38 protein-coding genes and 1 pseudogene are annotated in these 24,850 nt (G+C 43.0%); 2 read left to right on the forward strand and 37 right to left on the reverse strand.

The genetic code is table 11. From position 1 onward, the window contains the following. Positions 1–16 precede the first annotated feature (16 nt). The 36 genes and pseudogenes from FSC11_RS08760 to FSC11_RS08935 form a co-directional block, all read right to left on the reverse strand. Positions 17–874 (reverse strand): DUF2163 domain-containing protein, encoded by an 858-nt coding sequence (locus tag FSC11_RS08760; protein WP_163166391.1) that lies wholly within the window; start codon positions 872–874, stop codon positions 17–19. Further along, positions 871–1,512, reverse strand: coding sequence for a DUF2460 domain-containing protein (locus FSC11_RS08765; RefSeq protein WP_163166392.1), 642 nt, complete (start codon positions 1,510–1,512; stop codon positions 871–873). The genes FSC11_RS08760 and FSC11_RS08765 overlap by 4 nt, the downstream gene beginning before the upstream one ends. A gap of 11 nt (positions 1,513–1,523) precedes the next feature. Beyond that, positions 1,524–4,505 (reverse strand): cell envelope integrity protein TolA, encoded by a 2,982-nt coding sequence (locus FSC11_RS08770; RefSeq protein WP_163166393.1) that lies wholly within the window; start codon positions 4,503–4,505, stop codon positions 1,524–1,526. A 67-nt stretch (positions 4,506–4,572) separates the two neighbouring features. Continuing rightward, entirely contained in the window at positions 4,573–4,947 is a 375-nt protein-coding gene (locus FSC11_RS08775) for a hypothetical protein (protein ID WP_163166394.1), read from the reverse strand. A gap of 71 nt (positions 4,948–5,018) precedes the next feature. After that, entirely contained in the window at positions 5,019–5,255 is a 237-nt protein-coding gene (locus FSC11_RS08780) for a hypothetical protein (RefSeq protein WP_151836709.1), read from the reverse strand. Positions 5,256–5,281: 26 nt separating this feature from the next. Continuing rightward, complete coding sequence (locus tag FSC11_RS08785) at positions 5,282–5,602, reverse strand: hypothetical protein (protein WP_163166395.1); 321 nt, start codon at positions 5,600–5,602, stop codon at positions 5,282–5,284. Positions 5,603–5,608: 6 nt separating this feature from the next. After that, positions 5,609–6,370, reverse strand: a complete 762-nt coding sequence (locus FSC11_RS08790) for a hypothetical protein (RefSeq protein ID WP_163166396.1) — start codon at positions 6,368–6,370, stop codon at positions 5,609–5,611. A gap of 60 nt (positions 6,371–6,430) precedes the next feature. After that, entirely contained in the window at positions 6,431–6,871 is a 441-nt protein-coding gene (locus FSC11_RS08795) for a hypothetical protein (protein WP_163166397.1), read from the reverse strand. After that, positions 6,864–7,346 carry a hypothetical protein gene (locus tag FSC11_RS08800; protein WP_163166398.1) on the reverse strand — a complete coding sequence of 161 codons (483 nt, stop codon included), beginning with the start codon at positions 7,344–7,346 and terminating at the stop codon, positions 6,864–6,866. The genes FSC11_RS08795 and FSC11_RS08800 overlap by 8 nt, the downstream gene beginning before the upstream one ends. Before the next feature lie 7 nt (positions 7,347–7,353). Beyond that, a complete protein-coding gene (locus FSC11_RS08805; protein ID WP_163166400.1) occupies positions 7,354–7,548 on the reverse strand; it encodes a hypothetical protein in 195 nt (64 codons plus the stop codon). A gap of 9 nt (positions 7,549–7,557) precedes the next feature. Continuing rightward, the gene (locus FSC11_RS08810) at positions 7,558–7,941 is read right to left on the reverse strand and encodes a DUF4054 domain-containing protein (RefSeq protein ID WP_034703003.1); all 384 of its coding nucleotides are present in this window, start codon (positions 7,939–7,941) and stop codon (positions 7,558–7,560) included. Between the two features lie 8 nt (positions 7,942–7,949). Then, positions 7,950–8,336 carry a hypothetical protein gene (locus FSC11_RS08815; RefSeq protein WP_163166402.1) on the reverse strand — a complete coding sequence of 129 codons (387 nt, stop codon included), beginning with the start codon at positions 8,334–8,336 and terminating at the stop codon, positions 7,950–7,952. A 13-nt stretch (positions 8,337–8,349) separates the two neighbouring features. Beyond that, the gene (locus FSC11_RS08820; RefSeq protein ID WP_163166404.1) at positions 8,350–9,345 is read right to left on the reverse strand and encodes a DUF2184 domain-containing protein; all 996 of its coding nucleotides are present in this window, start codon (positions 9,343–9,345) and stop codon (positions 8,350–8,352) included. Between the two features lie 6 nt (positions 9,346–9,351). Beyond that, on the reverse strand, positions 9,352–9,822 hold the full coding sequence (locus tag FSC11_RS08825; RefSeq protein WP_163166406.1) for a structural cement protein Gp24: 471 nt from the start codon (positions 9,820–9,822) through the stop codon (positions 9,352–9,354). A 14-nt stretch (positions 9,823–9,836) separates the two neighbouring features. After that, entirely contained in the window at positions 9,837–11,021 is a 1,185-nt protein-coding gene (locus FSC11_RS08830; RefSeq protein ID WP_163166408.1) for a DUF2213 domain-containing protein, read from the reverse strand. A 3-nt stretch (positions 11,022–11,024) separates the two neighbouring features. Then, positions 11,025–11,369, reverse strand: a complete 345-nt coding sequence (locus FSC11_RS08835; RefSeq protein WP_163166410.1) for a hypothetical protein — start codon at positions 11,367–11,369, stop codon at positions 11,025–11,027. 63 nt (positions 11,370–11,432) lie between these two features. Then, positions 11,433–11,741, reverse strand: coding sequence for a hypothetical protein (locus FSC11_RS08840; protein WP_163166412.1), 309 nt, complete (start codon positions 11,739–11,741; stop codon positions 11,433–11,435). A gap of 84 nt (positions 11,742–11,825) precedes the next feature. After that, the gene (locus FSC11_RS08845) at positions 11,826–12,635 is read right to left on the reverse strand and encodes a phage head morphogenesis protein (protein WP_163166414.1); all 810 of its coding nucleotides are present in this window, start codon (positions 12,633–12,635) and stop codon (positions 11,826–11,828) included. Further along, on the reverse strand, positions 12,610–13,968 hold the full coding sequence (locus FSC11_RS08850) for a DUF1073 domain-containing protein (RefSeq protein WP_227590972.1): 1,359 nt from the start codon (positions 13,966–13,968) through the stop codon (positions 12,610–12,612). Before FSC11_RS08850 ends, FSC11_RS08845 begins: the two co-directional genes overlap by 26 nt. A gap of 8 nt (positions 13,969–13,976) precedes the next feature. Further along, positions 13,977–15,503, reverse strand: a complete 1,527-nt coding sequence (terL, locus tag FSC11_RS08855) for a phage terminase large subunit (protein WP_163166416.1) — start codon at positions 15,501–15,503, stop codon at positions 13,977–13,979. Then, on the reverse strand, positions 15,481–15,954 hold the full coding sequence (locus FSC11_RS08860) for a DUF2280 domain-containing protein (RefSeq protein ID WP_163166418.1): 474 nt from the start codon (positions 15,952–15,954) through the stop codon (positions 15,481–15,483). The genes terL and FSC11_RS08860 overlap by 23 nt, the downstream gene beginning before the upstream one ends. Before the next feature lie 59 nt (positions 15,955–16,013). Then, entirely contained in the window at positions 16,014–16,655 is a 642-nt protein-coding gene (locus FSC11_RS08865) for a putative metallopeptidase (RefSeq protein ID WP_163166420.1), read from the reverse strand. Beyond that, positions 16,615–17,052, reverse strand: a complete 438-nt coding sequence (locus FSC11_RS08870; protein ID WP_163166422.1) for a hypothetical protein — start codon at positions 17,050–17,052, stop codon at positions 16,615–16,617. Before FSC11_RS08870 ends, FSC11_RS08865 begins: the two co-directional genes overlap by 41 nt. 59 nt (positions 17,053–17,111) lie before the next feature. After that, positions 17,112–17,309, reverse strand: a pseudogene (locus FSC11_RS08875) (I78 family peptidase inhibitor); the annotation flags it as partial. Between the two features lie 304 nt (positions 17,310–17,613). Next, positions 17,614–17,916, reverse strand: coding sequence for an I78 family peptidase inhibitor (locus FSC11_RS08880; protein ID WP_163166426.1), 303 nt, complete (start codon positions 17,914–17,916; stop codon positions 17,614–17,616). An 888-nt stretch (positions 17,917–18,804) separates the two neighbouring features. Then, entirely contained in the window at positions 18,805–19,092 is a 288-nt protein-coding gene (locus FSC11_RS08885; RefSeq protein WP_163166428.1) for a hypothetical protein, read from the reverse strand. A gap of 210 nt (positions 19,093–19,302) precedes the next feature. Further along, positions 19,303–19,827 (reverse strand): hypothetical protein, encoded by a 525-nt coding sequence (locus FSC11_RS08890; protein ID WP_163166430.1) that lies wholly within the window; start codon positions 19,825–19,827, stop codon positions 19,303–19,305. Continuing rightward, positions 19,824–20,234, reverse strand: a complete 411-nt coding sequence (locus FSC11_RS08895) for a DUF559 domain-containing protein (protein ID WP_163166432.1) — start codon at positions 20,232–20,234, stop codon at positions 19,824–19,826. The genes FSC11_RS08890 and FSC11_RS08895 overlap by 4 nt, the downstream gene beginning before the upstream one ends. Next, a complete protein-coding gene (locus FSC11_RS08900; protein ID WP_163166434.1) occupies positions 20,231–20,491 on the reverse strand; it encodes a Fic family protein in 261 nt (86 codons plus the stop codon). The genes FSC11_RS08895 and FSC11_RS08900 overlap by 4 nt, the downstream gene beginning before the upstream one ends. Further along, positions 20,488–20,787, reverse strand: coding sequence for a hypothetical protein (locus tag FSC11_RS08905; protein ID WP_163166436.1), 300 nt, complete (start codon positions 20,785–20,787; stop codon positions 20,488–20,490). The genes FSC11_RS08900 and FSC11_RS08905 overlap by 4 nt, the downstream gene beginning before the upstream one ends. Beyond that, entirely contained in the window at positions 20,784–20,981 is a 198-nt protein-coding gene (locus FSC11_RS08910; RefSeq protein WP_005266900.1) for a hypothetical protein, read from the reverse strand. Before FSC11_RS08910 ends, FSC11_RS08905 begins: the two co-directional genes overlap by 4 nt. Further along, entirely contained in the window at positions 20,978–21,202 is a 225-nt protein-coding gene (locus FSC11_RS08915; RefSeq protein WP_017397995.1) for a hypothetical protein, read from the reverse strand. Before FSC11_RS08915 ends, FSC11_RS08910 begins: the two co-directional genes overlap by 4 nt. Continuing rightward, on the reverse strand, positions 21,199–21,942 hold the full coding sequence (locus FSC11_RS08920; RefSeq protein ID WP_163166437.1) for an ATP-binding protein: 744 nt from the start codon (positions 21,940–21,942) through the stop codon (positions 21,199–21,201). Before FSC11_RS08920 ends, FSC11_RS08915 begins: the two co-directional genes overlap by 4 nt. Then, complete coding sequence (locus FSC11_RS08925; protein ID WP_163166440.1) at positions 21,939–22,838, reverse strand: replication protein; 900 nt, start codon at positions 22,836–22,838, stop codon at positions 21,939–21,941. The genes FSC11_RS08920 and FSC11_RS08925 overlap by 4 nt, the downstream gene beginning before the upstream one ends. A gap of 49 nt (positions 22,839–22,887) precedes the next feature. Next, positions 22,888–23,163: a type II toxin-antitoxin system HicB family antitoxin gene (locus FSC11_RS08930; protein ID WP_163166442.1), complete on the reverse strand. Its 276-nt coding sequence runs from the start codon at positions 23,161–23,163 to the stop codon at positions 22,888–22,890. A gap of 8 nt (positions 23,164–23,171) precedes the next feature. Then, positions 23,172–23,357 (reverse strand): Cro/CI family transcriptional regulator, encoded by a 186-nt coding sequence (locus FSC11_RS08935; RefSeq protein ID WP_163166444.1) that lies wholly within the window; start codon positions 23,355–23,357, stop codon positions 23,172–23,174. Positions 23,358–23,460: 103 nt separating this feature from the next. Here FSC11_RS08935 and FSC11_RS08940 point away from each other — a divergent pair, with 103 nt between their 5' ends. Next, positions 23,461–24,108 (forward strand): LexA family protein, encoded by a 648-nt coding sequence (locus FSC11_RS08940; protein WP_163166446.1) that lies wholly within the window; start codon positions 23,461–23,463, stop codon positions 24,106–24,108. A 66-nt stretch (positions 24,109–24,174) separates the two neighbouring features. Here the strand turns inward: FSC11_RS08940 and FSC11_RS08945 are convergent, their stop codons facing one another. Further along, positions 24,175–24,378: a hypothetical protein gene (locus tag FSC11_RS08945; protein WP_163166448.1), complete on the reverse strand. Its 204-nt coding sequence runs from the start codon at positions 24,376–24,378 to the stop codon at positions 24,175–24,177. A 261-nt stretch (positions 24,379–24,639) separates the two neighbouring features. Between FSC11_RS08945 and FSC11_RS08950 the strand changes: the two genes are divergently transcribed. After that, positions 24,640–24,846 (forward strand): hypothetical protein, encoded by a 207-nt coding sequence (locus tag FSC11_RS08950; protein WP_163166450.1) that lies wholly within the window; start codon positions 24,640–24,642, stop codon positions 24,844–24,846. Positions 24,847–24,850: the final 4 nt, after the last annotated feature.

A 24,850-nucleotide genomic window follows, 5' to 3' on the forward strand; every position in this document is an offset into this window, starting at 1 on the left:
ACTAATACAAGTTAAGTTAAACCGCTGTTTCTGGTACCGGTATAAATGGCGCACCACGGAAGTGTTCTTTATTACTAAAACGATTAATACACGTTTCAAGTCGCTTATCACATCCAGGATAAACTTTAATACGCTGTCCTGATTGCGGTGTTTCAAGCAGTGGCAAGGTCAGCAACAAAGCACCTGATTCATGCAACCGCACGGTACGCTTTAAGCCAGCATTCCCTCCATCAAGGAATTCAATCACACCCTGAGTAAACCATCCTTGAGGCTGACTTAAGCTGCATAGAATTCGTGCTGTCGTGCTTCCTGACTCAATCACTGTATTCACTAGGTAGTTTTCACGGCGTAAAGCACATGCACTATCAAACAGCGTGTTATTACAGCTCGGCTGGTACAAGTTGCGTGGCATTTGAACAGCTAAGTCATCCAAATCAGAAGCCACACTCACATCAATTCGATTACGATCAAATTTAGGCTCAATCAAACGCCCTTCAAAAAGTACTACGGCGCCAGCACTGGTATCAGTCGGACGACTAAGACTTAAGAAAATCCGTTCAAGTTTGAAGCGTGCGCCATCCATTTGGCCGTTATGGAATGCCTGAACTACACGTATACCCTCAAAGGTTTGTTCATTCGTCACTTCAATGGTCACACTTAGATTATCGACCTCAACTCCAAGCGATAAGCTGATACCTTCACGTGAAATAACAGGACCTTTCGAACTGTAGTTATAACCACCAACACTTAAATCAAAATCATAGTTGGTGTATCGGTACACATCACCTTGTACAGTAGTGATGGCGTACAGATCTGCCATAACAAACTGATCTTCATTTAACATAGCAATGAGCTGTGGAGATGCTGTTCTCATACCTTATTTCCCAATGAGCCAATCATTTCAACCTTATTGGCTTTCCATAACTTGCTCATAAAGTTGGTGTATTGCTGTTCATCGTCAGCAAATCGACAACGATAGTAATACGTGCCTGATACCGTTAGCGTATCGCCTTCTGCCAGTGGTACTGGCAATGTTATAAAGCCATTTTTACTGATGCTGTATTGGGTTTCCCACATGCGCTCATCCAAATCAGTCCACATTGGTTGATCTAAATCATCTGCCCACATCAGTGGATCTTCTGACTCAAATTCTTGTGTATGTGCTAATGGTATCTGGGATATATACATCTGCTTATGTAGCTGAAAATTGGTAGTTTCGCCATCACCAATAAAAGTGCATTTAAACTCGCAATCCTCAGGCATCTTGAAAAGAAAGGAATCGAATGCACCACGGCGCTCATGAAAAAAACTTTCGAGCTGTTGTAGTTCATTACGTCCTTTCGATTCACGCAGAAAGCCGAATGACAAAGATATTTCATACTTAGGAACGGCCTGGTAACTTGCTCGAAGCTCCCGACCATTCACTGATTCCATAATCTTTGTATTGAAAATGGGTTTTTTGCTGAGATCCCATTCCAGTCCTGGCAATTCAGGAAACAATACATCAGACACGACTTTCTCCCTTATCGACCAAAATTACGGTTATAGCCTTTCAAGCCACCTGCCAATTCACGTCCATGCTTTTCTAGGAATCGACGTACATCTTTGGAATCCCAAGCCTGAATCGTGAAATTATTAAATGTTTGCGCTGAACCACCTTGCCCACCACCTACTCCTCCATCGGAGGTTAAGCTTTTACCCAGGGCACGGATCGTATTGGCATGCTGTTTAGGCAAGACCATTTCCTCTTCGTGCAATTGAGTTACTGGATTCACACCTGCAGGAATGTCGTAACCTCCTCGAGCAGATTTGATTTTGCCAGCAAGACCACCGACCAATGCCAATGCAGAAGCACCAGCCGCCACAGCAAGCACTGGACCAATGTAAGGAATGGATACCATAGCTTTAAATGCACCCGCCATGGCTTCCCAGGCATACATCATGATGGACTTAATCGCTTCACCCGCTTTGATGGCTAAACGTGCTAAGGCACCTGTACTGGTTGCCATGGTTTTGGTGGTTTCACCAGCCACTACGGCGCCAGTCTGTGCAGCTTGACCTGCTACTTCAGCAGCGGTTTCAGTTTTGATGAATCCAAGCTTTACAGCCAATCGAGTGGCTAAACTTGCAGCATACTTTTTCATTGGCGCCGTGATCATGCTTTGAATAAACGCCCCTGCCAGTTCTGTAAAAATGGCATTCATGGCATTTTTCCAAGTCAGCGTTCCATTCATCATGGACTGAATGCCCTTGTCCCATAGACCAGACATTCGTGACGTTAGACCACCAAACTTATCCTCAAAGTCTTTCATTTGGGCATCTGAAAGAACTCCAACTTGCTTGGTATCGGAAACCTTTTGATCAGTATCCAAATCAGAAATATTGTTCATAATCTGATTCTGATTACCCTGTTTTCCTGAAATACCAGACATTTGATTTTCTAAGTCAAGGCGCTCTTGCAAGCCATTACGCTTGATAGCTCTGAGCTGATCCTCTAACTCTTTTTCAAGCCGTGCTTTTTGAACATTTGAAATTTTCTTAGCATCGAATTCAGCTTGGATATTAGCCTTTTCAATCTCATAGATTCGCTGAGCTTGTTGCTGCTTGTTTTGAATTTCAGCTTCGCGAATAGCTTTAATTTTTTCAAACTGTTCAGCATTTAATGCAGTAATCTTGTCACTGGCATCCTTTTCAGCACGTACCTTAAAAGCAGCCTTTTCAGCATCAGTGATTTTGGCTTTTTCAATTTCTTTAAGTGCTTTTTCAAGATCCAGCTTTATTTTCTGTTCTTGAGTAGCATACTTATACCGAATATCAGCAATTGCTTTAGCTTCTTGCTCAGCAGCTCTTTCCTTTGCTTTTGCATCAGCATCAGATTTAGCTTTTGCCGAACTTCCTTTAGAGTCTTTGACCCCTGTGCCAATACCCTTATTTGAGTTAAATGTTGGTGATGGTGTAGGTCGTGGTGCAGTTCCGACTACAGTAGGATTTTTTAAGAACAGATTCTGGAGTCTTTGCCCACCTGTTGTTGCAGAATTGACAATAGCCGAACCTGCTGTGCCCCAAGCATTAGCTGTGTTGCTTACACCAGTATTCCAACTTGTTTTTAGATTGGTTAGACGCGACTGCATCTGACCTGTATAGCGATCAGTAATTGAACCTAATTGTGATAGACCACTTTCCCATGATGCTTTGGCAGCTGAGAAGTTAAAGTTCAAAACATTGCTAACAATATTACCAAAGGTCTGAAACTTGATAGACAAGACATCAAGGCCGTATTGAATCGTATCTCGGAAACCTCCAAACACATTCATTACAGTATTCACTGAAATGTTGATTGCTTGGCACACTGTAGCAACGACCGCACGAATAGCAGCAAAAGCAATTTCGATACTAACTTTTAGCCCAACAGCTACGGCTGCAAATCCATTCATCGCACCAGCGACTAGATCCATAAACCCTACTTGTTGAATAGATCCATCACCAATATCAGCAGTTAAATCACTCCAAATACCGCCTATCGTACTAAATACACTTTGAACAATATCGAGGAGGCTCTCGAATGTCGTGATTATCGCCGTGACTGCACTATCAATACCCTCTCTGGATCTTGATGCAAAACCAAGGAAATCATTTGCTAAGTTTGTCAGCGCCGGTGCTGCTTGAGCTGCCAGTCTTGTAAATACGCCGTCGATTGTCTGCTGAATTGTACTTAACGCAGTATTAAATTCCTTAGTCTTCGCAATTGCATCCTGATCCATAATCAAGCCAAGCTCATGCGCTTGATTTGAATATTGCTTTAACTTTTCTGCATTATTCTCGAGCAATGGAGCCAATAGCGTTGCATCATTAGCGATTGACTCCATGTAAAAAGTCATCTCAGCTTGGGATACATTTGCTTTCTCTAAAGTTTGATAATACTTTTCGAGGATTTGTGGGCCAGTAAGACCTTGGAACTCTTTGGCGGTTACACCTACCTTTGGCGCAATTTTTTCGAAGAAATCAGCCATTTCTCCGCCACCAGTTTGCATAAAGTCACCAAATTTATCATTCACATCTTTCATGATGTCAGATAGCTTGTCTTGTTCAACCATGACGGATTTAGAGGCAAATGCCCACTCTTGGAATTCTTTTGTGGTTGTATTAGCCAAGCGTGCTTGAATTTCCAATTCCTTAGATGCTCGACCAACTTCAGACGTTAATGATGCCAATCCAGTAACCGCTGTCCCAACAGAAGCTGCTATACCAACTCCGATCGCGGCAAAGCTTTTAGTCAGGTTTCCTGAAATTGATTTGCCAATATCTTCAAATCTATTGTTGATATTCTTTGTTATGTCATCCAAACCAGTTTTAATGCTTGAGAAATCCAGCTTAAATTTTACTTTACTCCCTGTATCCTCAATTCGTTTGGCGCCGTCGCTAACGATCTTTTCAGCATCATCCATGCCCTTTTTAAGGTCAGAAGTCTTCGCACCAACGTGCACTTCCACTCGATTGTTGCTCATACTTTCCTCTTTAAATAGGCATAAAAAAACCGCCTTATGGCGGTTTATTGAATTCAATAAGTGATATTTAAAATTTTAAGGCGGTTAATTTTGTATACGTCTTGCTGTCAGTAGTAGCTAACATTTTTCTTCCATCTACAAACTTCATCACAAAGGTGACCTCTTTACCTTTACCACCTAATAATAATCCAGCCAAAAGTCCTACGGGTCCTAAGATAGCAGCTCCAGCTACCCCCCACCCAACCGTGCCGCCAATTTTCTTCACATTTTCTTCGGAAGCTAATGCCAGCTCTTCAACCTCTACTGAAGAAAATGTATGTGATTTAGCAAAAAAACCGTCTCCATTTCCCCAAGCAGGCGTAATCGTAACTATACCCATCATAATTGTGATGGATCCTTTTCCTTTATTAAAATCACCCGCATGTATCTGTAATGTTGCCACAATAAATTCCGATTAATTTGTTATTGAATCAACTTTAACCAACTCAAAAGCTTTAATCAATTCGGGCAGCCTTAGCCACCCTGAGGAAAATTTTGCAGATCAGCGAATAGATCATCTTCATCATCGCTTTGCGTATCATCTGAACCTGTACTGTCTTCAATCCCCATAAATGCTTCAAGGATCCGACACAGACGCTGAATACCAACATGGCTGGGAGGACACTGCTTGTGATACGCATTCAATGCTTTGACTCTTGGGAAATCCAATTCATTACGCACGTAGTCGTAATCCTTGCCCAATGTAAGCACCAAATGCGTGTACAGCTCCTCCCAGTCTATTCCCCCGAATCAGTGGCCTGCTCGTCTTCCCCTGTATAAACCAGACCAGAAGCCCCCATGACCGTCTCAAATACGGCGTTAACGTGACCAACATCAAGCAGTTCATCAGCAATGAAGTCGCGGGTAATGTCAGGATAGTTACGCTTTAAAGAGCTATGTGCAACATCTGCCACTAAAGCAAAGTCACTTGGATCAAAGGTTTTCAGCTTTGGCATCAGCTTTTCAGCAGCACCTAAGGACAACGGCGCAAAAATCCAAAACTGGCCATTAATTTTAAGCGGGTTACCACGTGGGTTTTCGATCTGGTTAAATTGCATCTAGTATTACTCCGAAGTAGTCCATTTGAAGACACGGCCTAAATCATCGGCCATTGGTTGGAATTCAAACTCAGGTAGATCGTAATCATCCTGTTTTGAACTGAACGCAAGCTTATTGCTAACACAGCGGAAGAATTCCATACCAAAGAATTTACCTTTGTAGTCCCGGAATAGATCAACACTGAATTCAGGTGTATAACCCATATCCAAGTTGCTTACGACACCAGACTTGGCACCTGCCACCGTCGCCGTGTATTTGAAGCTGATAAATACCGTTTTACCGACATCAGCTGCTGCAAAGGTATAAACACCTGTCGCTTCATCCACACTGTATTGACCTGCAACCGGTGCACTTGCTACACGCTTTAAAGGAACTGCTTTGGCATCTGTCACACCCAAGTCTTTCAAGAATGTGCCGCTGTTCGGAACGACTGGTGTTACTGACGCTGCAACGACTTCACCATTGATGGTTTGTGCTACTGCAGTAATACCACCTTCAGTGACCACGCCACCAAAGAAAATGGAATTCAACAATGCGCCGTTGATGCGACCCATTGTTGCTTTACACTTAATTGAACCTTTACCGCGTGCCGCATCCACGGCGAACTGACCACGGCCATAGAGTTCTTTTAAGTCATAGCTGATATCAACTGACGTTGACTGTAGTACGCCCACTTCAACTGGTGTGCCGTTGGTGATTGGATTACCGTGCACATCCTGTAATGGTGTGGCAAAGATTTTACCGGCACCAAATAAATATTGAGCCATATCGACCTCTTAAAAATGAGAAAACCGCCGTAGTGGCGGTCATGGAATTTATAAATTGCTTTAGGTAGTGGTGAGGATCCGGATCGGAATAATCGAAATCCCTTGGTCATCAAGCATGTTTTCCACTGCTTCAAAAACTTCGATCGTACCCTCGATCCAACAATGCTCGACCAGTCCACCTAAGGTTTGGTATTCGCAGATGTCAGGATGATCAGGTGCAAGCTTGGCACGCACTTGATCAATCATCTGATTTAACTGTATCGACGGCGGTATCGTTGGATCTGATTCATGAATGTAAACGTACACTTCTGCTTCAAGTTCAACCTTGGCATCCAAACCCTTGATAGGCACTTCAGTTTGATTGCCTTGCGTCACGAATAAAGCTGGACGCTCTTCAGGTGCAACATGATTGAAATGCTTTAAACGGCGACTTGTGGTTTTAATCCCCTCGATGCCTGACAAGCGATTAAACAATGCCTGGTAAATGGCTTCACTATTCACTGCTTAATCCCCTTTCAATTGCAGCATCAATATTCTTAGGTACGATCTTCGCTATCTCATCCAATGAATCACGCATGAAACGGCGCTCTTTCATATCCACTTTACGTGAATGGGCTTTGATCATGATTTGACGTGGTGTGATCGGCTGACCAAAGACTTTCTTAATCATCCGAAGATGCGCCTTAATCCCCATCGCACCTTTAAGCCCAAATTCATGAGCAAAGGCATACGGTACCAAAGCACCACCCGCACCGACTGTCCCCTCGATCCAGTCCTTATCCTCTTCCACCTTAGATGAAACGGATCCTCTTAAACGTCCAGACTGCACATTCAAACGCTGACCTGTCAGCATGTCTTCTTGAATGGTGCGCTGAAGTTTAAGTGTGAGTGCATTTACCGTGCGCCGTATTTCAGCACGTACACGTTCATTGACCTCGTTAAAATCAACATCAGCATCAACACGGTAATCACTCATACATCACCTACTTTGCAGCTGCAGTTTCCTTTTTAGGTTCTGCTTTGGTTTCAGGTACTGCACGTTTAAAACCATGCGGTGCCAAGATGTGTGCAATGTCGGCATCCGACTCGATCACACTATCTTTAACCTTGTATGTGGTGCCTGCAATTTCAAGCGAAGTCGCTTTAAAGTTTTCAGGCGCTTTATACTTAAATGACATGCCTTGCTCCTAAACAACGAAAGCACCAACGCCCAAACGATTGGGATTGGTACCATCATTGCCAATTGGAATTGAATTTTTTAATGCCAGGTAACGCTGGCCATAAATGCTTTGGTTGTAAAACGCATCTGTACCCGAACGTGAAAAGCTCACGCTCTGCCCTGCAATGGTCATACTCGACGCATCTGAAAAGCTGTTGCCTGACTTTGATTTGAGTGCAACCTTGAGAATGTGTGCTGCATATAGACCCACAGCACGTTCTTTCAGATCACCAAATTCAAGTGACTTCACAACGAGATCCGCTTCCTCTAATGCGTCTGCAATTTCTGCATCGGGTAGATTCATCAGCGCCGTGTCGTACTTAAACTTCAACTTAAAAGCTTGTGGGTCCATAGCTCACCTTATTCAGTGGCTTGAGCAAGTTTTTCTTGTAGCTGCTCAAGGGTTTCATCTTCAGCAAAGGTGATTTCAAGATCGGTCAGTGCTTTACGCACGTCATCAATCGTGAGCTCAGCAGGTTTGGATTCATCCTTACCCTTACCGTCATCTTTGCCCGATTGAGCACCTTTACCACGACCACCTGAAGCAGGTTTTAAATCACCAGCTTCCGCAATTTCTTCCACAGTAAGCTCACCTGCATCAAGCAGATGCTTGGCAAACTTGTTCTTTTGAAGTGCTTTGTGCTGATCGGCTTCGAGCGCTACGGCGATACCTGTGGGCAAGGTTGCCACACCCGCAAAAACAAAAGCGGCATTAGAGCCGCTGTATGTGTATGAATGTTTAGCCATGTGGTTTTAGTCCTTATGCATGGTCAAGGTAACGAAGCGAATCAACACGCTTCAGCCAAACGCCCTGGTATTTGTAGTGACCAGGTACAAGCACATCTAAGCCTTTCGGTTGCGCCGTCAAGAACTCAACGCTGTTACCTTTAAACTGAATGCATGATGGATCACGGCGGTAGATGATCGAGCGGTCAGCACCTGCGGTACCTTTACCATTGCCACGACCAGAACCACGGATGGTCAATGGCTTGCCTTGAGTAGCGAAAATGTTCTTTTCAGTTACCCAATCAAGGAACGTTTTACCACCTGAATCAGCCACAATACGGTTGGCAAGATTCGAATATTGATTCGATGCCAGGATGTATGTGTCAGGCTCAATCGATGCATCACCATCAAACTGATTCGTTGCATCTGCAAGTGATTTATTGAAGTCTGAAAGGACTTGTTCAATCGTTGCAGTACCCCAGTTATATTGCGCTGTCACGACTGTCACACCAGTCTGATTCAGGAAGCCATTGACCTGAGTGAGCTGACCGCTTGCATTCGCTGTGGTGTAGCCATACCAAGCCACATTCGACATGTGTTTTTCAGCAGCCAAATTCGCAGCCTGAACTTTGTCAGCTTCCAATGTAAGGTTCATTGCCTGAGCGGTTGCCAACTCTACAATTGAATATTGGTAACCGATCGTGCCGACTTTTACAGGCAATTGCACAGTGTCGTATTCCACTTCTGCAAGCGGGATATCATCACCAGTACCAGAATGATCTTTACCGATACCCACGCCTTTTTTACGTGACAAGATTTCACCACCGCCGTATGCAGCCTGCACATTGGTCACTGGAATGAATTTGGCATAGTCCAGCACTTGTTGAAGCTGTGGAGTGATTTCATTTTGCTCTTCAAGCTTAATGAAAAGCTGTGCCAATGCATCCATATTGAATGCATCACCCACCTGTGCCTGAATGGCGTATGAAATCGGCGTTAAACGCGCTTTCATTTTTACTAATTTGCTCATGTTCTATTAAGCTCCACGAAGATTAAGAAGGGCTAAACCATCGGCACCAGTCACAGATTCCCATACTGCCCCTGGTAATTCGGTACCATCTATTGAAGATGAGGAAAGAGAACCTAACGGCGCTATAGTCGTACCATTTGCAGTTTTCACGTAAACGGCTGAGGTAATGTCAGTGATTGGCGCTGTAGGCTTGACCCAGATCGCTCCTTCAAACATCACAGGGACCATATCAGCGGCTTTATAGGCTTCTTTGCCAGCCGCCGTTTTGCCTGATTTACCAACGCCGTGGCGTACCACGACACCAAAACGTGTAGGTGTAGCACCTGCCACAGCAGTTACTGATTTGCCATCAGTCGTGCGGACAACCACATCACCGTCATTGACTAAAGTCAGACCTGAAAGTGGTAATGACAGTACAACCTCTTTGGCAGTTAAACGGCCACGCTGACCGACCACCGCATTTAATTGCTGAACCATGATTCAAGTTCCCCTTAAATTGTTTTGTATGCAGCAGACTTGTCATAACCCTTATTTTCTTTAGGGTCTTGAGCTTGGTTTTGCTGTTGTTGCTGTTGATGTAATGCATCACCGACTGCATTGCCTGGTGTGGTCGATTTCACTGCTGACAGTGCACGGAAGACCGTGTCGATCTGTTCAGGTTTAGCATCACCGACGGCGACACCACCGAGTACAGCGGTCACCAATGTGTCACCTGCTTTGGCTGCAATCACATCACGTTTAATTTGTTCACATGAACAGCCTTCAGTTTTGATACCTGGTACCAATGCCACGGCGTCCGCAACCACTGACGCACGTTCAGCTACGACCTGATCAAGCTTTTCAGGAGTGATTTGGTTTTTCTCGAGATCACCCACTTTTTGCTTAAGTTCTGCGTTTTCAGTCTGCAAGGTATCAACCACTGCTTGTACAGCTGGTAATTCATCACCGATGGCAAATTGTTTGTCACCGACTTTGAGTTTTGCTGCTTTTAAGTTTTCAATCTGGTCTTCTTGTTGCTTTACAGCATCAGCTAGCGCTTGATTGTCACCAATCTCAAAGCGAATACCGTTTACTTTAATTTCCATCTTTTTCCCCTTTGGGTTTGGTTTATGGTCACCGACGCGACAATCACCGCCACAGCGACCGTATTTCACCAGCGCCACGTGATTGCCTTTAAAATTGATAAATTTGGCTTGATACGGCGTACCATCTGGCGCCGTGCCTTGTTCAAGGACAAGATCAGCTGCATAGCCCAATGAGATCTCAACGCGCTCATTGTTTTGGATTAAACCGATACTGTTCTGATCTTTAATAATCAGATCACCGACCAAGAAATCGCCCTCTTGACGCACGTTGAAGCATTCGCCAATGTGGTATTCCTTCCAGTTGGAAGCATTGATTTCATTTTTAGGTGGGTGATAGTCCGTTGCATCTACACCTTGAAGGCTATTGATGACTTCAGGCTTGAATAGGTCCTCAGCTGCCACATAGACATTGATGACCTGATCCGCTGAATAGCCTTCCAAATTTGGAAATTCATAAGCGTAGTACTGACGGACTTGAGGTGCTTTAGCCAAGCGCACATTGATACATTTCAGATACCCTTCTTGAGTAAATGAGCGTGTACTTTCGCTTGGTGCAAAGTCACCAATTTTGAGTTGGTAAATGAGTTTCATGAGTTAATGACTCAGCTTTTGTAAGATTCCGCATAAGAGAAGTGCACAGGCCACAATTGCCGCCATGTGTAAAAAGCACCAACCAAACAGTCCTGAATCGTTTTCTGGCTCAGATGCTCCAATCTTTTGCAATGGTGGAGGTGGCACAAATTCAGGTTTAGGCTCCAGCTGTTTTGCTGAATTTTGGGCATTAAAAAAGAGCCCATCGGCTCTTAATTTTTTCATTACTCGACTCACATCCTGGTGATTCAATGCTTCAATATGAAAATTACAGCTGGTCACCCTATTTTTGTTTTGAGCTTCCAGACGGCGATAAAAACGCTCCTTGGAAAATTTCTTTTTACGCATGACATCACCTTTCTGTGGGCAATAAAAAACCCACCGACTGGTGGGTTGTAGAAATAGTAAAAATTAGGTAGCAGGCAAAGGAGCACTTCCAGGATTATCATTAGTGTCTTGAATTAAAGCATTGACTTGTTGCTGTGTAATTGGAACACCGACACGAGTATCAGCCGCTAGTTTTTGGAATGCTTCAATATCACGCACTTCATATTGTTGCTGAGTAGGACTCTGCTTTGTCATTTGAAGCGCTTGCACTTCTGCATCAACACCACCTTTAGTCATATTCTCTACACGCTTGATTGTCCTGCCTGCGCGAGTCGAAGCAGATGAAATGCTATCATCGAACTCCGACAATTTTTCTTTAATTGTTTTTGCCATTTTTTTTTGACGCCTTTTTTACCTAGGTTCAACTAACCTATCATTGAAGGAATCAACATAAAATATCCTAAATTGTTACTAAATCTACTCAATCAGAATATCCTCATAATTCGGCAACGCCGTGCATCGACATCGAACTGGTTGACCTGGATGACCGCCTGAAGGTGGTTCATCCCAACGGAATGTTTGACCATTTTTAATCCGATGATCTGTTCGTACACGCTCATCTTTTGCTGACTGCCATACATAAGTTTCAACACCCATGGATTCCTGACGCTTCTTATTGATAGCACCGTTGATCTTGCCCATCTGATCAGAAGCAATTAAGCGTGCACGAAAGTCCGTACTATGACCGAGCTTTTTAATTTCCTGAGCCAGTTCTTGGTTAGTTTGCCCTGTTTGCAAGGCATTCATCACTAAGGCTTCAAGCTTATCAGTGTACTGACTTGGAATAGACTTAATCAGAGAAACGTTTGCAGCAATCTGATTATCGATTTCATCCTGAATATCGGCACCACGGAAAAACGGCGTAAGGTCCACACCAAGAATGGTCTTGGTATGACTGGCAATCTGCTTGTCTACTTCCTTACTGGTATCCATCACCACCTTAGTGGCCAAAGATACCGACACTTCAATGGTGTACTTCACCATCTTTTCACGTAACGCCGTGAATAGATCCGTCACCCAGCTATCACCAATGTTTTGACCTATCGTAGGTAAAACAAAATCCTTGGTTTGTTCCTGGCAATATTTGGATATTTCTAAAAGCTGACGTGTATAGAACAACTCAACACGGCGATTGACCTTAACAGCCTTAGGCTTAGCCTTACGACCTTTTTTGCGTTTCTTGATCTGCTGAAGCTGAGGCTTAAGGATCTGTATGATCGTCGTCATTGGCTGTCACCATAGTTTCCAGCAATTTGATGTGATCTTCACTAATCACAGAGTAAACGCCGTCGATATTAAGCTGACGTGCGATCTGTGGTTCAGTGATGATGCCCATATTGAGATACTTTTCATCACGCTCAGCATTCGCTTTTTCCACTTCCGCACGGACTTTCGCATCCAATTGCCAGAGTGGATTAAACACCACATTAAGTTCAGGAATTTGACGCCCAAAGGTAGACTGACAGATCACAGTGAGGAACTTCATCAAGATTGGCTTAAGGTCCCATTCCTGTTTCGTTGCAATCGAGTCGTAATAATTACGAGTGTCATGCTCACCAGTGGCATTCATTCCTGCAGGTGATTGGCCAAACAGAATCGTATAGGGAATATCTGCCGCGCCAGCTGTCTGAATCGAGAATTCACGCATCATGTCAGGCAAGCCAGCGAAGTTATATGTCTTGGAACTGTATTCTTCCTCAGCATCAAGGACCAGCATGCCATTCAAGCTTTTCATCAAGCCCACAGACATAAAGCGCTCCATGACTCCTTTCATATCCTCTTTGATCTTGTCGACTAGGTTAGGTGTTTGAATGACATCAATCTTCGATTCATGAATCAGGCTGGCGGATCCACGCTTAACACTGGCATGATCAAGTAGATCCTCATAGACTTCCTGCAAGATACTTTGAGGTTCTTCATTCACCACATCAGCATGCGCAATACGAATCAAGCGTGAATGGTGAATGCGCTTTTTCGCCTCATTGCCCATTTTCATCTCGTAAAATTCAGGCTGTTTTAGCAATCCACAGCATGCCGACGGCGGTAAATAACTGTTTTTATCCGCCGTGATGTATTTCTTTTTCACGACCGTGAAGAATTCCAAACGGCCTTGACCAAGTTTAGAAATATCTAAAGGTTGATCTAAGGCAGCACCGTCAGCCGTTCCAAGCAGGATGTATACAACGCCGTAGAGGCGAGAAAGAATCAGGCCTGATAAAAGCACATGCTCTAAATGAAACGCCTTACACGCTTCCTCAAGCCGTTTTAAATCATCACCCTGAATCCCTTCATAGAACCATCCAGCACGAAGCATGTCTGACGCAGGTCGATTGACGATACGGCGTGCGAGCCAGTTTTGGTAAACCGCTTCAAGCTGATCATCGTCAATGTCTTTCCGTACGAACTTACCATGCGAAGCCTTGTCACGCTCGGTACCAATATTCGATACCAAGTTTGTATATGCGCCAGCATCACCAATGGTGTTGATTGCCTGTTTTACTGCATCAGCTACAAGCGTTTTAATTTTACCGCCTGTATCCGACTTTTTATCTTTAGCCATAAATACCTCTAATCAAATACAGTCGGCTTTTTCGCAAGAGAATCATTAATCGCATCAATCGTTGGATCCCATTGGTCATCATGCTCATGGGTGAAATCAGCTTTTAAGCCCTCAATTTCCTCAATGTAGTTCAGTAACCATGGTGCGCTCACTGGCAGGACCACACGGCGATCTTCAACATAGAACACCACGTCCATCGTTCGAGTCAGTTTGTCTGTATCACGCTGAATCGCTTTGATTGGCAATGTCGTTTCACGAGAGATGTTCTGGATCAGCATCGTTCCAGACGCTTTGTCCTCGATAGCCATGTAACGAAGTTTGCCGATCTTGGTATTGCTTTCCTTGTGCTTATTGATGAAAGCCTTGGCTTCCTTAATCAGCTCAGGTGCTTCCCATTTGCCACGGCGCACATCAATGATGTAAAGCCGGTTGTCATACCCAAGGCCTGCACATAAGAAAACTGAGTAGTCGTTATGTTCTTTAATCTTCTGTGCTGTATCTGCCCAGATCGCACGCCATTTCAAAACTGGTAACTCAAGGTATCGATCAAACCATTCAGCCTTGACCAGATCTCCACCGAGCTTTTTCGGTGTCTGCTGATACTGACTGCTGAATGTATACCGAGATACCGTAGCGCCGTCTTTGTCTTGGCCACCTTTCTCCAGCTGCAGTAACGACAGTAAAGATTCTTTTAATGGCCAGTAGCTTTGACGGCCTTTTTCGTCACGTTCGACATCTCGCGGCACTTTTTTTCGAATGTGCTCAGGCAATGAATTGATGTAATCATCATCAATCAGGGCTGGTATCGAAATCTGATGCCAATTGCCCGGGACGTTACCCGTCATCACAAAGTTAGTCGGATCCTCAACGTGTAAACGCTGCATGATCAGAATAATTGGTGTGGAGGACTTGGCCTTACGTGAGTTGACCGTGTTCAGAATCTTACGATTTGCTTTGTTACGTGCCGTCTTACTGAATGCATCCTCAGGCTTGAGCGGATCGTCCAGGATAATCGCACCGGTAAATCCATTATCAGCCAATGTACCTGCACGGCGGCCCGTAACCTGACCACCCATTGAAGCAGAATAAACGTGCCCTGCCTCATAGCCGTCTACAGTCGTTTTCCAGCTTGCCTTAGCATCGGTACTGGTCGAGATCTTAACTGGCCATAAGCCCTGAAAATCTGCCGATTTAACGATGTTTCGCGCCGTGGATGAAACATCCTCTACAAGTGACTGTGAGAATGACAAATACAAGAATCGTGAGCGCTGGTTTCGGGCGATACCACGTGCAATCAGATTAGTCAGTAATTCAGTCTTACCTGAACCAGGTGGAACGTTAATAACTAAATTTTCGATTCGTCCGGCAATGACTTCATCAATGGCCCAAGCTATGTATTCATGGTGCCAATTGACCGAAAACTTAAAGCCCATGCGAGGCAGAAAAAAACGGCGCGTAAAGAATAAATGTTCTTTCTCGCACCGTTCCTGTTCGATCTGCATTTCCAACAAGCTAGTATTTACTTTCGAGTTCATCCATCACCTGCCTTACCAATTCTTTTGAGGCAGTTACATAGGTTGTGTTTTCATTCTGCAAAGGACCGCCGTCTGGACCAGTTATTTCCTGCTTGGTTGTACGTGCGTCCGTTTCCTGATAAGCCAATTTCAACAGATTCTGTTTGGATGCTTTGTTCTTTCCAGCATCCTCATACATTTTCTGAATTTCTTTCAGTCGAAATGCCTGGTTTGCGATCGGAATATCAAAAATATTCTTTCGGAAATCCTCACGTGTCTTATCAAACAGATCCTTTAATTTCTTGCTGAGATTTCTGCCTGCATACTTGGTCGGGTCGTAATTTTCACACTGCCGACGATCAATTTCGATGTTAAATCTTTGCATGACAGCATCTGCTACTTGTTGAGGTGTTTCAAAGCAAGCAAGAGACTGAACTATAAAGATTTTTACAGGCTCTTTTAGTGCCGCCATAATTACCCCTTTGTCATGCTACGTCATGCAAGATAGACAAAAAAAAGAGCCTTTCAGCTCTAACCAATCACACAATTCCCACAACACGCGGCAATACTCGTTTCAGATACAAACGGCGCATTCTTGGCAATTTCCAAAAGTCGTTTTACAGACTCGTCTGCACCCCATCGTTTAACTTCACCAAAGAACACTTCAACATCATGGCCAGCCAGGTAATGCTTAGGCAGTCCGGTCATATCGCTATAAATGATTTCACCATCTTCATCACGTTCTACACCGATGTGATAAAGCTCATGCTCAATCAGGCGACAAAACTCACGATCCGAAGCCTGTTCACAGAATGCTGCATCAACAGTAATTAAATATTGAGGTACAAAGCCAAACCAGTCCCGCATCTGTTGTTCCTGACGTGCTTTTTTCCAGCCACCCTGGTTAAACATGACCTTTTCACATTGTCCCAGCACCATACGTTTTTTTGCTACGGCGGCAGATGAAGCCCAGGCAAATGCAAGAAACTCCTCATTGTCGTGAAGTAGCTCAGCAATATGATCATGATCGGGGTTATGTAGTTCACCACCGAGAGTAAGCCAGTTATTCACGACCCATTCTTTAAGCTCTGGTGCCGGTGCCAAGCGAATGGCTTCTTCTTCCTCGGCCTGATCAATCAGATCCGTCGGTGGGAATGGTCTGAACTGTTCCATCTTCTAATCTCTCTAACTGACTTCGAATCCAGTTAATTGCATAACCCGATTCAATTTGATGGGGTTCAAGACGCACAAATATATAACCTTGATCTTCAGCAAGATCATACTTATTAAATGAATTCGCTATCTTTCTTCCGCCGCGACCAACCGCCCATGGACTGCCCGCAATTTCTATAAGAAGATTCAACTTCACAATATAAAAATCAAACCGCCAATTTTTGGTTGATTCAAATTGAAACTTCCGTCTGTAGCCAATTCGGTATTCTTCTAATTCTTGAAATAAGGTTTCTTCAGCTTCTAAATATTTTTCTCTAGCCTTAGGTAGAGGTTTATTGCGGAGTTTGGTTTTGATTGGGCCTTTGGCGGTTAAGCATTTATAGAGGTCTGGATCCATGAATATTACCCAATAAAAAACCATCCGAAGATGGTTTTTTATTATTCAGTCTTGAGCTATTAGCCACAAGATGCTTGAACGATAATTTTAGTTTGTGGGTCAGTTACTACCGTAACTCTCTCTAAACGGTAATCTAAAGTTACCGGTTGGCCAGGTGCTACCATACGTACAATTTCAGCATTAGTCTTGGCTTTAATTGCTGCTTCAGATAAACCAGTTTGTCCAACAAGTTTGGTTGCTTCCTCTGCTACACAGCTAGTCATCGTATTTGGTTGATGAGAAGGCATCTGTTCAGGATTATTTGCACACGCCGTCAATGTAACTGCTACTAGAATTAAAGATAAATTCTGGATAATTTTCATAAGTTTCTGTCTTGTTGGAATAAAAAATTAATCATACCGAATAAGAAAGTATCGGTTGCAGGCTTAACAACAGTCTATATATTCTGCTTAATCAGAAAAATAATGAACTGTCGCAATAGTTATCTAGTGCATTCCCCAGACTTTTAACAGTGATAACGGGAAAACCTCCCAAAGGAGGTTCTATGCATAGATTTAAATTTTAACCACAAAATGCCTTAAGAATAGTTTGGGTTTGTGGATCAGCAATTACAGTAACTCGTCCTGGATGATAATCTTTAGTTATAGGTTGGCCCGGTGCAACCAGTCTAACAACCTCAGAATTTGTTTTTGATTTGATATCAGCCTCGCTCGATAATGTCGTACGTGCTAATTTTGCTGCACTTTCAGGCACGCATTTTTTCATCATCTCAGGCTTGTGAACAATTTCTGTATCAGGAGTACCTGCACAAGCAGTCAAAGTCACTGCTGCAATAATAAGTGACACATTATAAATAATTTTCATAAGCTTCTATCTTTCACATATAAAAGCAGGATGATACCTAGGTCGGCTTGAGCAAGCCTAGCCATATCAACAATGTTAATACACTTCTTTAAATATTGAAATTTAAAAAAACCCACTTAACTCTCCCAAATTAAGCAGGCTCATGTCAGGTCAACAATCTCTTTCATTGTTTTTATACACCTGTATCTTAGCAAATAATTTATCTAACTAAATATAATTATTTGCTTCTTTAGACCAAGGGATAATCACCCAACCTCTTTCAAGCAATCACGGCACTCTTTCTGGTTATCACTGATCTCAGTTACACCGTGAAGACCAAATAAGCAGAATATAAATTGGAGCATACTTTTCTCCAGACAAAAAAATACCTCCTTTATAGGGAAAGGAGGCAGAAACTTAATAGAAACTACAGCCATAGAATCTGGCCCGAATTATATACATAATAATATTATATACAAGGCTTATTAAAATCTTGGTAAGACAGCCCTCTTCGCGGGGCCAGACGCTACTCACAATCACACACACCTAACATGCACGGTCTGCTTTACTTGCTTTCAATCCTCTTTAGGTCGGGGCGCTACTCCCTAGTCTAGATTCCCGAAGGAAGTTTACTCGAAGGCATGTTCCACTGGTCAGCACTCCAGTAGGCTTAGGTCGCCTTTTTACAGACAATAAAAAGCCCACTTACTCGTCAAAATAAGTGGGCCAGTGCTGTAGTCACTTTCTTCGTATTACGTCTTCTTCTTATCGCAAAGAAAATATAACACCAAGGCTTCGATCAGAAAGTATAGAGAATATTAAGAAACTGTTTTCAAATGTTTAACTTAAGTTAATTTTCTTTTCAGGTAATAAATTCTAAGCATTAAAAAAGCCCACCTTTCGATGAGCCTATAGCTTACTTAAGTGGCTAGACATATATGCCAGATATTGTTTCTTATCTTCAAAATCAGGTATTTCAAAAACCCAAAATACATAATTCTTAGATCTAAACTTAAATTTTATATTCGCAGCTTTAACTTCAACAATTGCATCCTCATCCCGTATTTCAGCAAATAGCTCTAAAATTGAGGCAAGGAATCTGAGTTTATTAACTGCTTCATATTTCGATGGTCTATATAGTTTTAGTGCTTCAGCATATATAAGCTCACACCATCCATACTCATCTTCATCATCCATTCGCTCTCATTTGATTATTTAAAATAGATAACGGAGTCGACTTATAGCATAGTGGATACTATTAAACTGCTTTTTAGCTAAATATAAAAATAGCAATCCTTTAAATAACAAAAAGCCCACCATTTGGCGAGCTTTCTTTAATAACAACAGTGCAATTTACTTACACTTCGTCGACTGTAGCACAAATATGCCATACCCCGTATATACACGTCAAGCACAATTTCTGCCCAGCTCTTCAACCCCACCTATTTGCTTTTTAGTGAATTTTTCAAACTTAAGGTTTGGGTAACGTGATTTAATGAATGCCAATCCACATTTAATATCTTGCTGAATTTGAGAAACGTAAGTGTCGTTACTTAGTGCAATATCACGAATTGATTTATTCATCACATAATGCGACCAAATAGCACCAATCCACTCCTGAACTATCTCATCATCAATAGATTGAATATCTAAAAACAGTTTATGAATTGCACGTGCTTCATTATTATCAATCTGACAGCATGTGCCAGTACGCTTTACGCGTAGTCGATCCACTAAGCTTTCATTGTTCATATACATTGCAAGCAAAGTTTCACGCTGTTCTTGAGTGATACGCTTAGTTGGCATTGTCTTCACAACCATTACCAGCCGTTCATTATCACCATTGATCCAAGCTCCTAGCTGACGTGACCACTCTTCAAAACTATACTTAGCCCAATTTGTTGCTTGCATAATTGTAAGCGCTGCATTCATCCCCAATCCCCTATCATTTTCTCTATTTGCTGGATCGCATGACCTGACTTCACTTGATCCGTACTAAACCGTATTACCTGATAACCCATCATCGTTGCTGCGTTATATTTTTTCATGTCACCTATATACCCCCTACCCCTTGTATGACGTCCACCACTCCAGATCCCACCCTCAACCTCTACCAATATCTTTTTGCCTATTAAGTGAAAATCTGCTCTCCATTTCCGCTCAGGATGAAAATAAAACTCCTGCTCAAAATCTATTTTTAAAGTCTTTAATTCCCTGGCCAGTTTCGCTTCAAACTCATTCGGTATTTTTTCGCCTTTGACCTTAGGACGCTTGGAACGCCCTTTCGACCCGATGGCTTTAACCATTTTCTTGTATTCAGCGATTGAATAGCTGGTCATGTATCACCAAATAACTGTTTGGCCTTACCTGTCAGGTAGTATCTGTACTCTTCACCATTTTTGACTTTGGTATATAAGAGGCCAATCTGAACAAAGTTTTTTAAATATCGCTGTACCGCACGCTTCGTCACATTTGGCATAACTTGCTGCTGAATTTCGGATGCCGTTGCTACTGGAGTGTTTTTAACAGCCAGTAGGACATCAATTCCGCGATCTAGAACGGCAGCGCTATTGAGCTTTGAAAGTGATTGGTTCATGCGGCACCTCTCACATCCAAGCGAGCACCGATACGATCAGCCTCACGCTTAAATTCTTCCAGCATGTCGCTTAGCCCAAACTGATTGCCACGACTCACAAGTTCTTTAATGAACTCATCACGAACTTCTTGCATTTCTTCATCGTGATTGCATTGATGTTCTTCACACTCATGCGTTTCGCATTCAAGGCATTCAAATTCATATCCCTGCTCTTGCATCTCATCTGCCATATCACTCAGGTCAGACGGTGAAGCTGAAGCAATAAATGCAAGTACATCTTCAAGCGTTATATTCATGCCGCCACCTGCTTAACTTTTGCCTTAAGAGCAGCACGCTGATTACTGATCGCTTTAGCTTCCTTGCAGAACTCACAGCGGCATTTATGTTTGTTGTATGCGTAAACAGTGCCGTGATTGATTACTGGCGCATATGCAAGGCCTTCCAGTTCTTCGCACCAATCCATTGTTTTTTGATCTCTTATATTTTTCATTTCACATCTCCAATACGGCACATGAATACGATGTTCATTCCACCCCATGACGGGCGATTAAAATTTTTAAGTTCTTTTCTCAAAGACGATTCAATGCTTGCTCTGGTTTCAGTTTTGTATGGCATTGGGCTTTTGAAGATGCGCCTTGCATCCTGATAAGCCTCTACGGTTACTGTTCGCGCTTGACGATCAATTGCAGTCACTTGGACTTCGACACTCACACCCCACCCCCTACACGCTGATCTGCCCAATTGCATTCCACCAAGGTTAGGCCACCTTGCTGAAAGCGCGACCATAGACGGTCACCCAAGTCTTTTTTTAGCTCCTCAAGGGTTAAGTTTGAAATCAGCATGGTTGGCTTCATACGGTCATAACGTGCATACAAAACCTTGTGAACCAACTCCCGGCGCTTATCACGGTCATGCAGTCCATATTCATCCAGGATCAGCAAGTCGTACTGCGTAAAGTCATAGATCACTGATTTTTCAGTTGCATCTGGTGCATCCCATGCGTTCATGATTCGCTGTGCCAGATCTTCACTAGTGATGTAGCGTGCGTACTTGCCCTTGTTGAGCAGTGTTCTTGCAGTTGCGCAGCTCAGATGGGTTTTACCTGTACCTGTAGGCCCTACCATCACGAAGTTATTTTTGTCGCCGTTGATCATGTTCTTTGCAAATGCGACAACCTGATTCAATGCGTTTTGGTGTCCAGCGTGTTGAACGTTGTAATTTTTAAAACCTGACTGAGCATGGCGCTCTGGAAGTTGAGCACCTGAAAAATGCTTTTCACGTACCTGACGATCTACTTCAGCTTGTGCTTTAGCCAGTTGTTCTTCGTGATACTCTACGGCGCATTTAGGGCACTTGTGATATGGACCTGCTTGAACCATAGCGACCTGATGCTTGTCACAAAACTCCTGAACTGGTTTCAAAGCAAAAGAAATCGATTGCATTGCGTTCATACGAAGTCCTCCGGAATTTCAACAGTTGAATTCACCGGAGCATGGTGCGGTGCTGGTTGGTTGTTCCAGGCAGCATTCACGTTTAAGCCTGAATTTTGTTTTTCAGAGAAGGCTGGTGCTTTTGGCGTGAATTTGCGTTTGATCCACTTCACAAAGTTTGAATACATCTGGGTGTCTGTAATCAAGCCTGCATTCAAACGTGGTTCGTAATGGGCATTCACTTCAAGCAAAATCTGATTCACCAGCTCTTGAGTCATCGGAGTTTCCCCTGATCGTTGTAACCAGGAATTCAGAGAATGTAAGTCTGGTGTCCAGAGATTCAATACCTGATCAACTGAATTTTCTTGCGCGTTTTTCTCTTTAAAGTTTTCTTTAAATGTTTCTTTAAGTGTTTCTTTAATAGTGCCCCGTTCAACGGTACTAGTCCCGTCACCTTTCGCGGTACTAGTCCCGTCCCGTTTGGTGGTACTAGTCCCATCACCTTTAAGGGTACTACCATCATTCGGTACTAGTCCCCTTTCGCGGTACTGGTCAGGAGTGAATAAATATTCATTCAAACAGCCTGTTGTTCTCTCAACTTTGATTAAACCCAACTCTTCCAGATCACGAATACATGCCATAACTGTATCGCGTTTTTTGATACCGCAATATTTTTGAAATTGAGTGATAGCAATTGGATGTGAGGCGCGATCAAACCCTATGGTTTGACGCATGACAAACATTAAACACTTAAACGCCTTATCGTTTAACTGAGCCATAATCTGGCTATCAATTAACGTGTTAGGCATCTTGGTGTAGCGCTCTTCTTTATTCGACATAGCTTTGCGCTCATTTTTTGGGAAATGAACTACTTGCCCTTGAGGTAGCGGTGGTTCATGTGCTAAATTTGATTTCATATTTAAAGCTCTCCAAGCGTTTTGAATACAAAAAGCCTGACCTTCCACGTCAGGCTTTTTCTTTGCCTAAATCCCCGTGAATCCCTTCCAATCCCTCTCCAAAGCTAACGTCTGTAGACAGATCCCTTACTAAAGCTGTTAATCCCAAGCGCTCGAATGATTTTGCTTGTAAATTAAGTACATGCCACTCACCGACGATTTCTTTCTCTAGGAGATACGCCAGGTATTGGGCAAGGTCTTTACCCTTAATTTCGGCAAGTAGTTTTGCCCGCTCATGGATTTCAGGAGATAAACGAACATGTGTAGATTTCTTTTCAAGACTCATAAATTCACCTATGCAACTTTTTTGCTGTGTTTGATTGGCTGCTTGCCATTAGCTAGATCTCTAATTTGGTACTCACGCGCCAGCGGTATCTTTGATTCATCCCACTGGCTTATAGCGTTGTGGGTAATTCCTAGCTGCTCAGCAAGCTGGGTTATTGAGCAGTCCAGGAGCCTCAATGCTTCTGACTTGGTCATATGAGAATTCTCTTAAAAAGTAACTTAACTTACCTTATTAAACAGCATAAAACTTACCTAGTCAAATGGTAAGATTTCTTACATAGTAAAATGGCTTAAAATTATGGAAACATTAGGCTCAAGACTTAAAACCTTAAGAAAAAAGATAAAGCTCACCCAGCAACAAATTGCTGATGTAATTGGTGTTTCCAAAACTTCAGTTATTTATTGGGAAAAAGATGACAACATCCCAAAGCATGAAAGCTTAACGGCTTTAGCTGAAGTATTAGGGGTTACTACTGACTACCTTCTTTATGGGAAAGGTAGTGCTGTTTTAGATACCAATATCTCCTCTCCAATCCCTTTAGTAGGTCGCTTAATACCAGTTATCTCCTGGGTGCAAGCCGGCAACTGGACTTCCGTTGAGTCCGTTCCTGAGGGAACGCAATTTGAAGAATGGCTACCGCCAAACCCTAGATGTGGGAAGAATGGTTATGGTTTGGAGGTTGTAGGTGAATCAATGCTTCCAAAGTTCATGCCTGGTGACAAAATTTATGTAAATCCCGACTTTCAGCCAGATAATTTAAAAACGGGTGATTTGGTTATTGTTTCTTGTGAGGGTGATGCAGAAGCAACATTTAAAAAGCTAATTTTGGAAGGGGGCAGTATTTACCTTCAGCCTCTAAATCCTAGCTGGCCTGAACAAACAATCCCTTTGATAGATGGTTGTAAGTTAATTGGCAAGGTTGTTGGATTGTACAGAGATGTTTAAAGAGTAAGTCACCGCTGACTATGTGGAAATAAAAGCCGCTATATGCGGCTTAGGTATTCGGGACCATCAATCCTGAATTGCGGATTGATACTCCGCTAAAGGTGATGTGAATTGCAGTATTGTTTGAGTGTAAATGGTTTCGCCCATCCAACCTTGTGGGTAAATAAGCGAAGGCACGATCGACAATAAAGCAGTAATCTGAGCTGAACGCCCCTCCGGTGTGGCCACACCTTCAGGGCAAGCGCCCGGCATGGCGCTATATAAATACACGCACCAATATAAATATTGGTGGGCGCCCGCCAGTGAATTACAAGGTACATGCCATGTTTTCATTGACGTTGCGGACCAAGAAGGGATTGAGAGTATCAGTAAAGATAAATCTTTATGCGGTACTCGCATTCCTGACTTGGTTTGCATAAAACCGAGGGGGTGTGATAAGCACCCCCTCACCTATATTTTAAAATACATAAAATTAAATCAAAAAACAAATGCCGCATACCCGAGCGGCTCTTGGATCGGGTGGAGAAAATAATGACAGAAGTGGTTCAAATGAAAGACAATTCAGAAGATCGTGTTGCTTATGATCTCATGGTTTTGATTGCAAATCATGAGAGAGGTGTGGGCGCAAATAAAAACATCACTATATCTGATGCTCAGAAGAACCGAGACTATTGGCTAAAGCTTTACTATCAATCACGTAAAATTGTTCAGGGGGTAAAGCCTGAAAATCTTCTTTAACAAC

The sequence above is a fragment of the Acinetobacter schindleri genome, from assembly GCF_010918895.1.
GTDB classification, from domain to species: Bacteria; Pseudomonadota; Gammaproteobacteria; order Pseudomonadales; family Moraxellaceae; genus Acinetobacter; species Acinetobacter schindleri.

Bases quoted from the DNA above. Each gene is read 5' to 3' on its own strand.
- FSC11_RS08760 (WP_163166391.1), bottom strand. From the start codon at position 874: ATGAGAACAGCATCTCCACAGCTCATTGCTATGTTAAATGAAGATCAG.
- FSC11_RS08770 (WP_163166393.1), bottom strand. From the start codon at position 4,505: ATGAGCAACAATCGAGTGGAAGTGCACGTTGGTGCGAAGACTTCTGAC.
- FSC11_RS08785 (WP_163166395.1), bottom strand. From the start codon at position 5,602: ATGCAATTTAACCAGATCGAAAACCCACGTGGTAACCCGCTTAAAATT.
- FSC11_RS08790 (WP_163166396.1), bottom strand. From the start codon at position 6,370: ATGGCTCAATATTTATTTGGTGCCGGTAAAATCTTTGCCACACCATTA.
- FSC11_RS08800 (WP_163166398.1), bottom strand. From the start codon at position 7,346: ATGAGTGATTACCGTGTTGATGCTGATGTTGATTTTAACGAGGTCAAT.
- FSC11_RS08805 (WP_163166400.1), bottom strand. From the start codon at position 7,548: ATGTCATTTAAGTATAAAGCGCCTGAAAACTTTAAAGCGACTTCGCTT.
- FSC11_RS08810 (WP_034703003.1), bottom strand. From the start codon at position 7,941: ATGGACCCACAAGCTTTTAAGTTGAAGTTTAAGTACGACACGGCGCTG.
- FSC11_RS08815 (WP_163166402.1), bottom strand. From the start codon at position 8,336: ATGGCTAAACATTCATACACATACAGCGGCTCTAATGCCGCTTTTGTT.
- FSC11_RS08820 (WP_163166404.1), bottom strand. From the start codon at position 9,345: ATGAGCAAATTAGTAAAAATGAAAGCGCGTTTAACGCCGATTTCATAC.
- FSC11_RS08825 (WP_163166406.1), bottom strand. From the start codon at position 9,822: ATGGTTCAGCAATTAAATGCGGTGGTCGGTCAGCGTGGCCGTTTAACT.
- FSC11_RS08830 (WP_163166408.1), bottom strand. From the start codon at position 11,021: ATGAAACTCATTTACCAACTCAAAATTGGTGACTTTGCACCAAGCGAA.
- FSC11_RS08835 (WP_163166410.1), bottom strand. From the start codon at position 11,369: ATGCGTAAAAAGAAATTTTCCAAGGAGCGTTTTTATCGCCGTCTGGAA.
- FSC11_RS08840 (WP_163166412.1), bottom strand. From the start codon at position 11,741: ATGGCAAAAACAATTAAAGAAAAATTGTCGGAGTTCGATGATAGCATT.
- FSC11_RS08845 (WP_163166414.1), bottom strand. From the start codon at position 12,635: ATGACGACGATCATACAGATCCTTAAGCCTCAGCTTCAGCAGATCAAG.
- FSC11_RS08850 (WP_227590972.1), bottom strand. From the start codon at position 13,968: ATGGCTAAAGATAAAAAGTCGGATACAGGCGGTAAAATTAAAACGCTT.
- terL (WP_163166416.1), bottom strand. From the start codon at position 15,503: ATGAACTCGAAAGTAAATACTAGCTTGTTGGAAATGCAGATCGAACAG.
- FSC11_RS08860 (WP_163166418.1), bottom strand. From the start codon at position 15,954: ATGGCGGCACTAAAAGAGCCTGTAAAAATCTTTATAGTTCAGTCTCTT.
- FSC11_RS08865 (WP_163166420.1), bottom strand. From the start codon at position 16,655: ATGGAACAGTTCAGACCATTCCCACCGACGGATCTGATTGATCAGGCC.
- FSC11_RS08870 (WP_163166422.1), bottom strand. From the start codon at position 17,052: ATGGATCCAGACCTCTATAAATGCTTAACCGCCAAAGGCCCAATCAAA.
- FSC11_RS08880 (WP_163166426.1), bottom strand. From the start codon at position 17,916: ATGAAAATTATTTATAATGTGTCACTTATTATTGCAGCAGTGACTTTG.
- FSC11_RS08885 (WP_163166428.1), bottom strand. From the start codon at position 19,092: ATGGATGATGAAGATGAGTATGGATGGTGTGAGCTTATATATGCTGAA.
- FSC11_RS08890 (WP_163166430.1), bottom strand. From the start codon at position 19,827: ATGAATGCAGCGCTTACAATTATGCAAGCAACAAATTGGGCTAAGTAT.
- FSC11_RS08895 (WP_163166432.1), bottom strand. From the start codon at position 20,234: ATGACCAGCTATTCAATCGCTGAATACAAGAAAATGGTTAAAGCCATC.
- FSC11_RS08900 (WP_163166434.1), bottom strand. From the start codon at position 20,491: ATGAACCAATCACTTTCAAAGCTCAATAGCGCTGCCGTTCTAGATCGC.
- FSC11_RS08905 (WP_163166436.1), bottom strand. From the start codon at position 20,787: ATGAATATAACGCTTGAAGATGTACTTGCATTTATTGCTTCAGCTTCA.
- FSC11_RS08910 (WP_005266900.1), bottom strand. From the start codon at position 20,981: ATGAAAAATATAAGAGATCAAAAAACAATGGATTGGTGCGAAGAACTG.
- FSC11_RS08920 (WP_163166437.1), bottom strand. From the start codon at position 21,942: ATGAACGCAATGCAATCGATTTCTTTTGCTTTGAAACCAGTTCAGGAG.
- FSC11_RS08925 (WP_163166440.1), bottom strand. From the start codon at position 22,838: ATGAAATCAAATTTAGCACATGAACCACCGCTACCTCAAGGGCAAGTA.
- FSC11_RS08930 (WP_163166442.1), bottom strand. From the start codon at position 23,163: ATGAGTCTTGAAAAGAAATCTACACATGTTCGTTTATCTCCTGAAATC.
- FSC11_RS08935 (WP_163166444.1), bottom strand. From the start codon at position 23,357: ATGACCAAGTCAGAAGCATTGAGGCTCCTGGACTGCTCAATAACCCAG.
- FSC11_RS08940 (WP_163166446.1), top strand. From the start codon at position 23,461: ATGGAAACATTAGGCTCAAGACTTAAAACCTTAAGAAAAAAGATAAAG.
- FSC11_RS08950 (WP_163166450.1), top strand. From the start codon at position 24,640: ATGACAGAAGTGGTTCAAATGAAAGACAATTCAGAAGATCGTGTTGCT.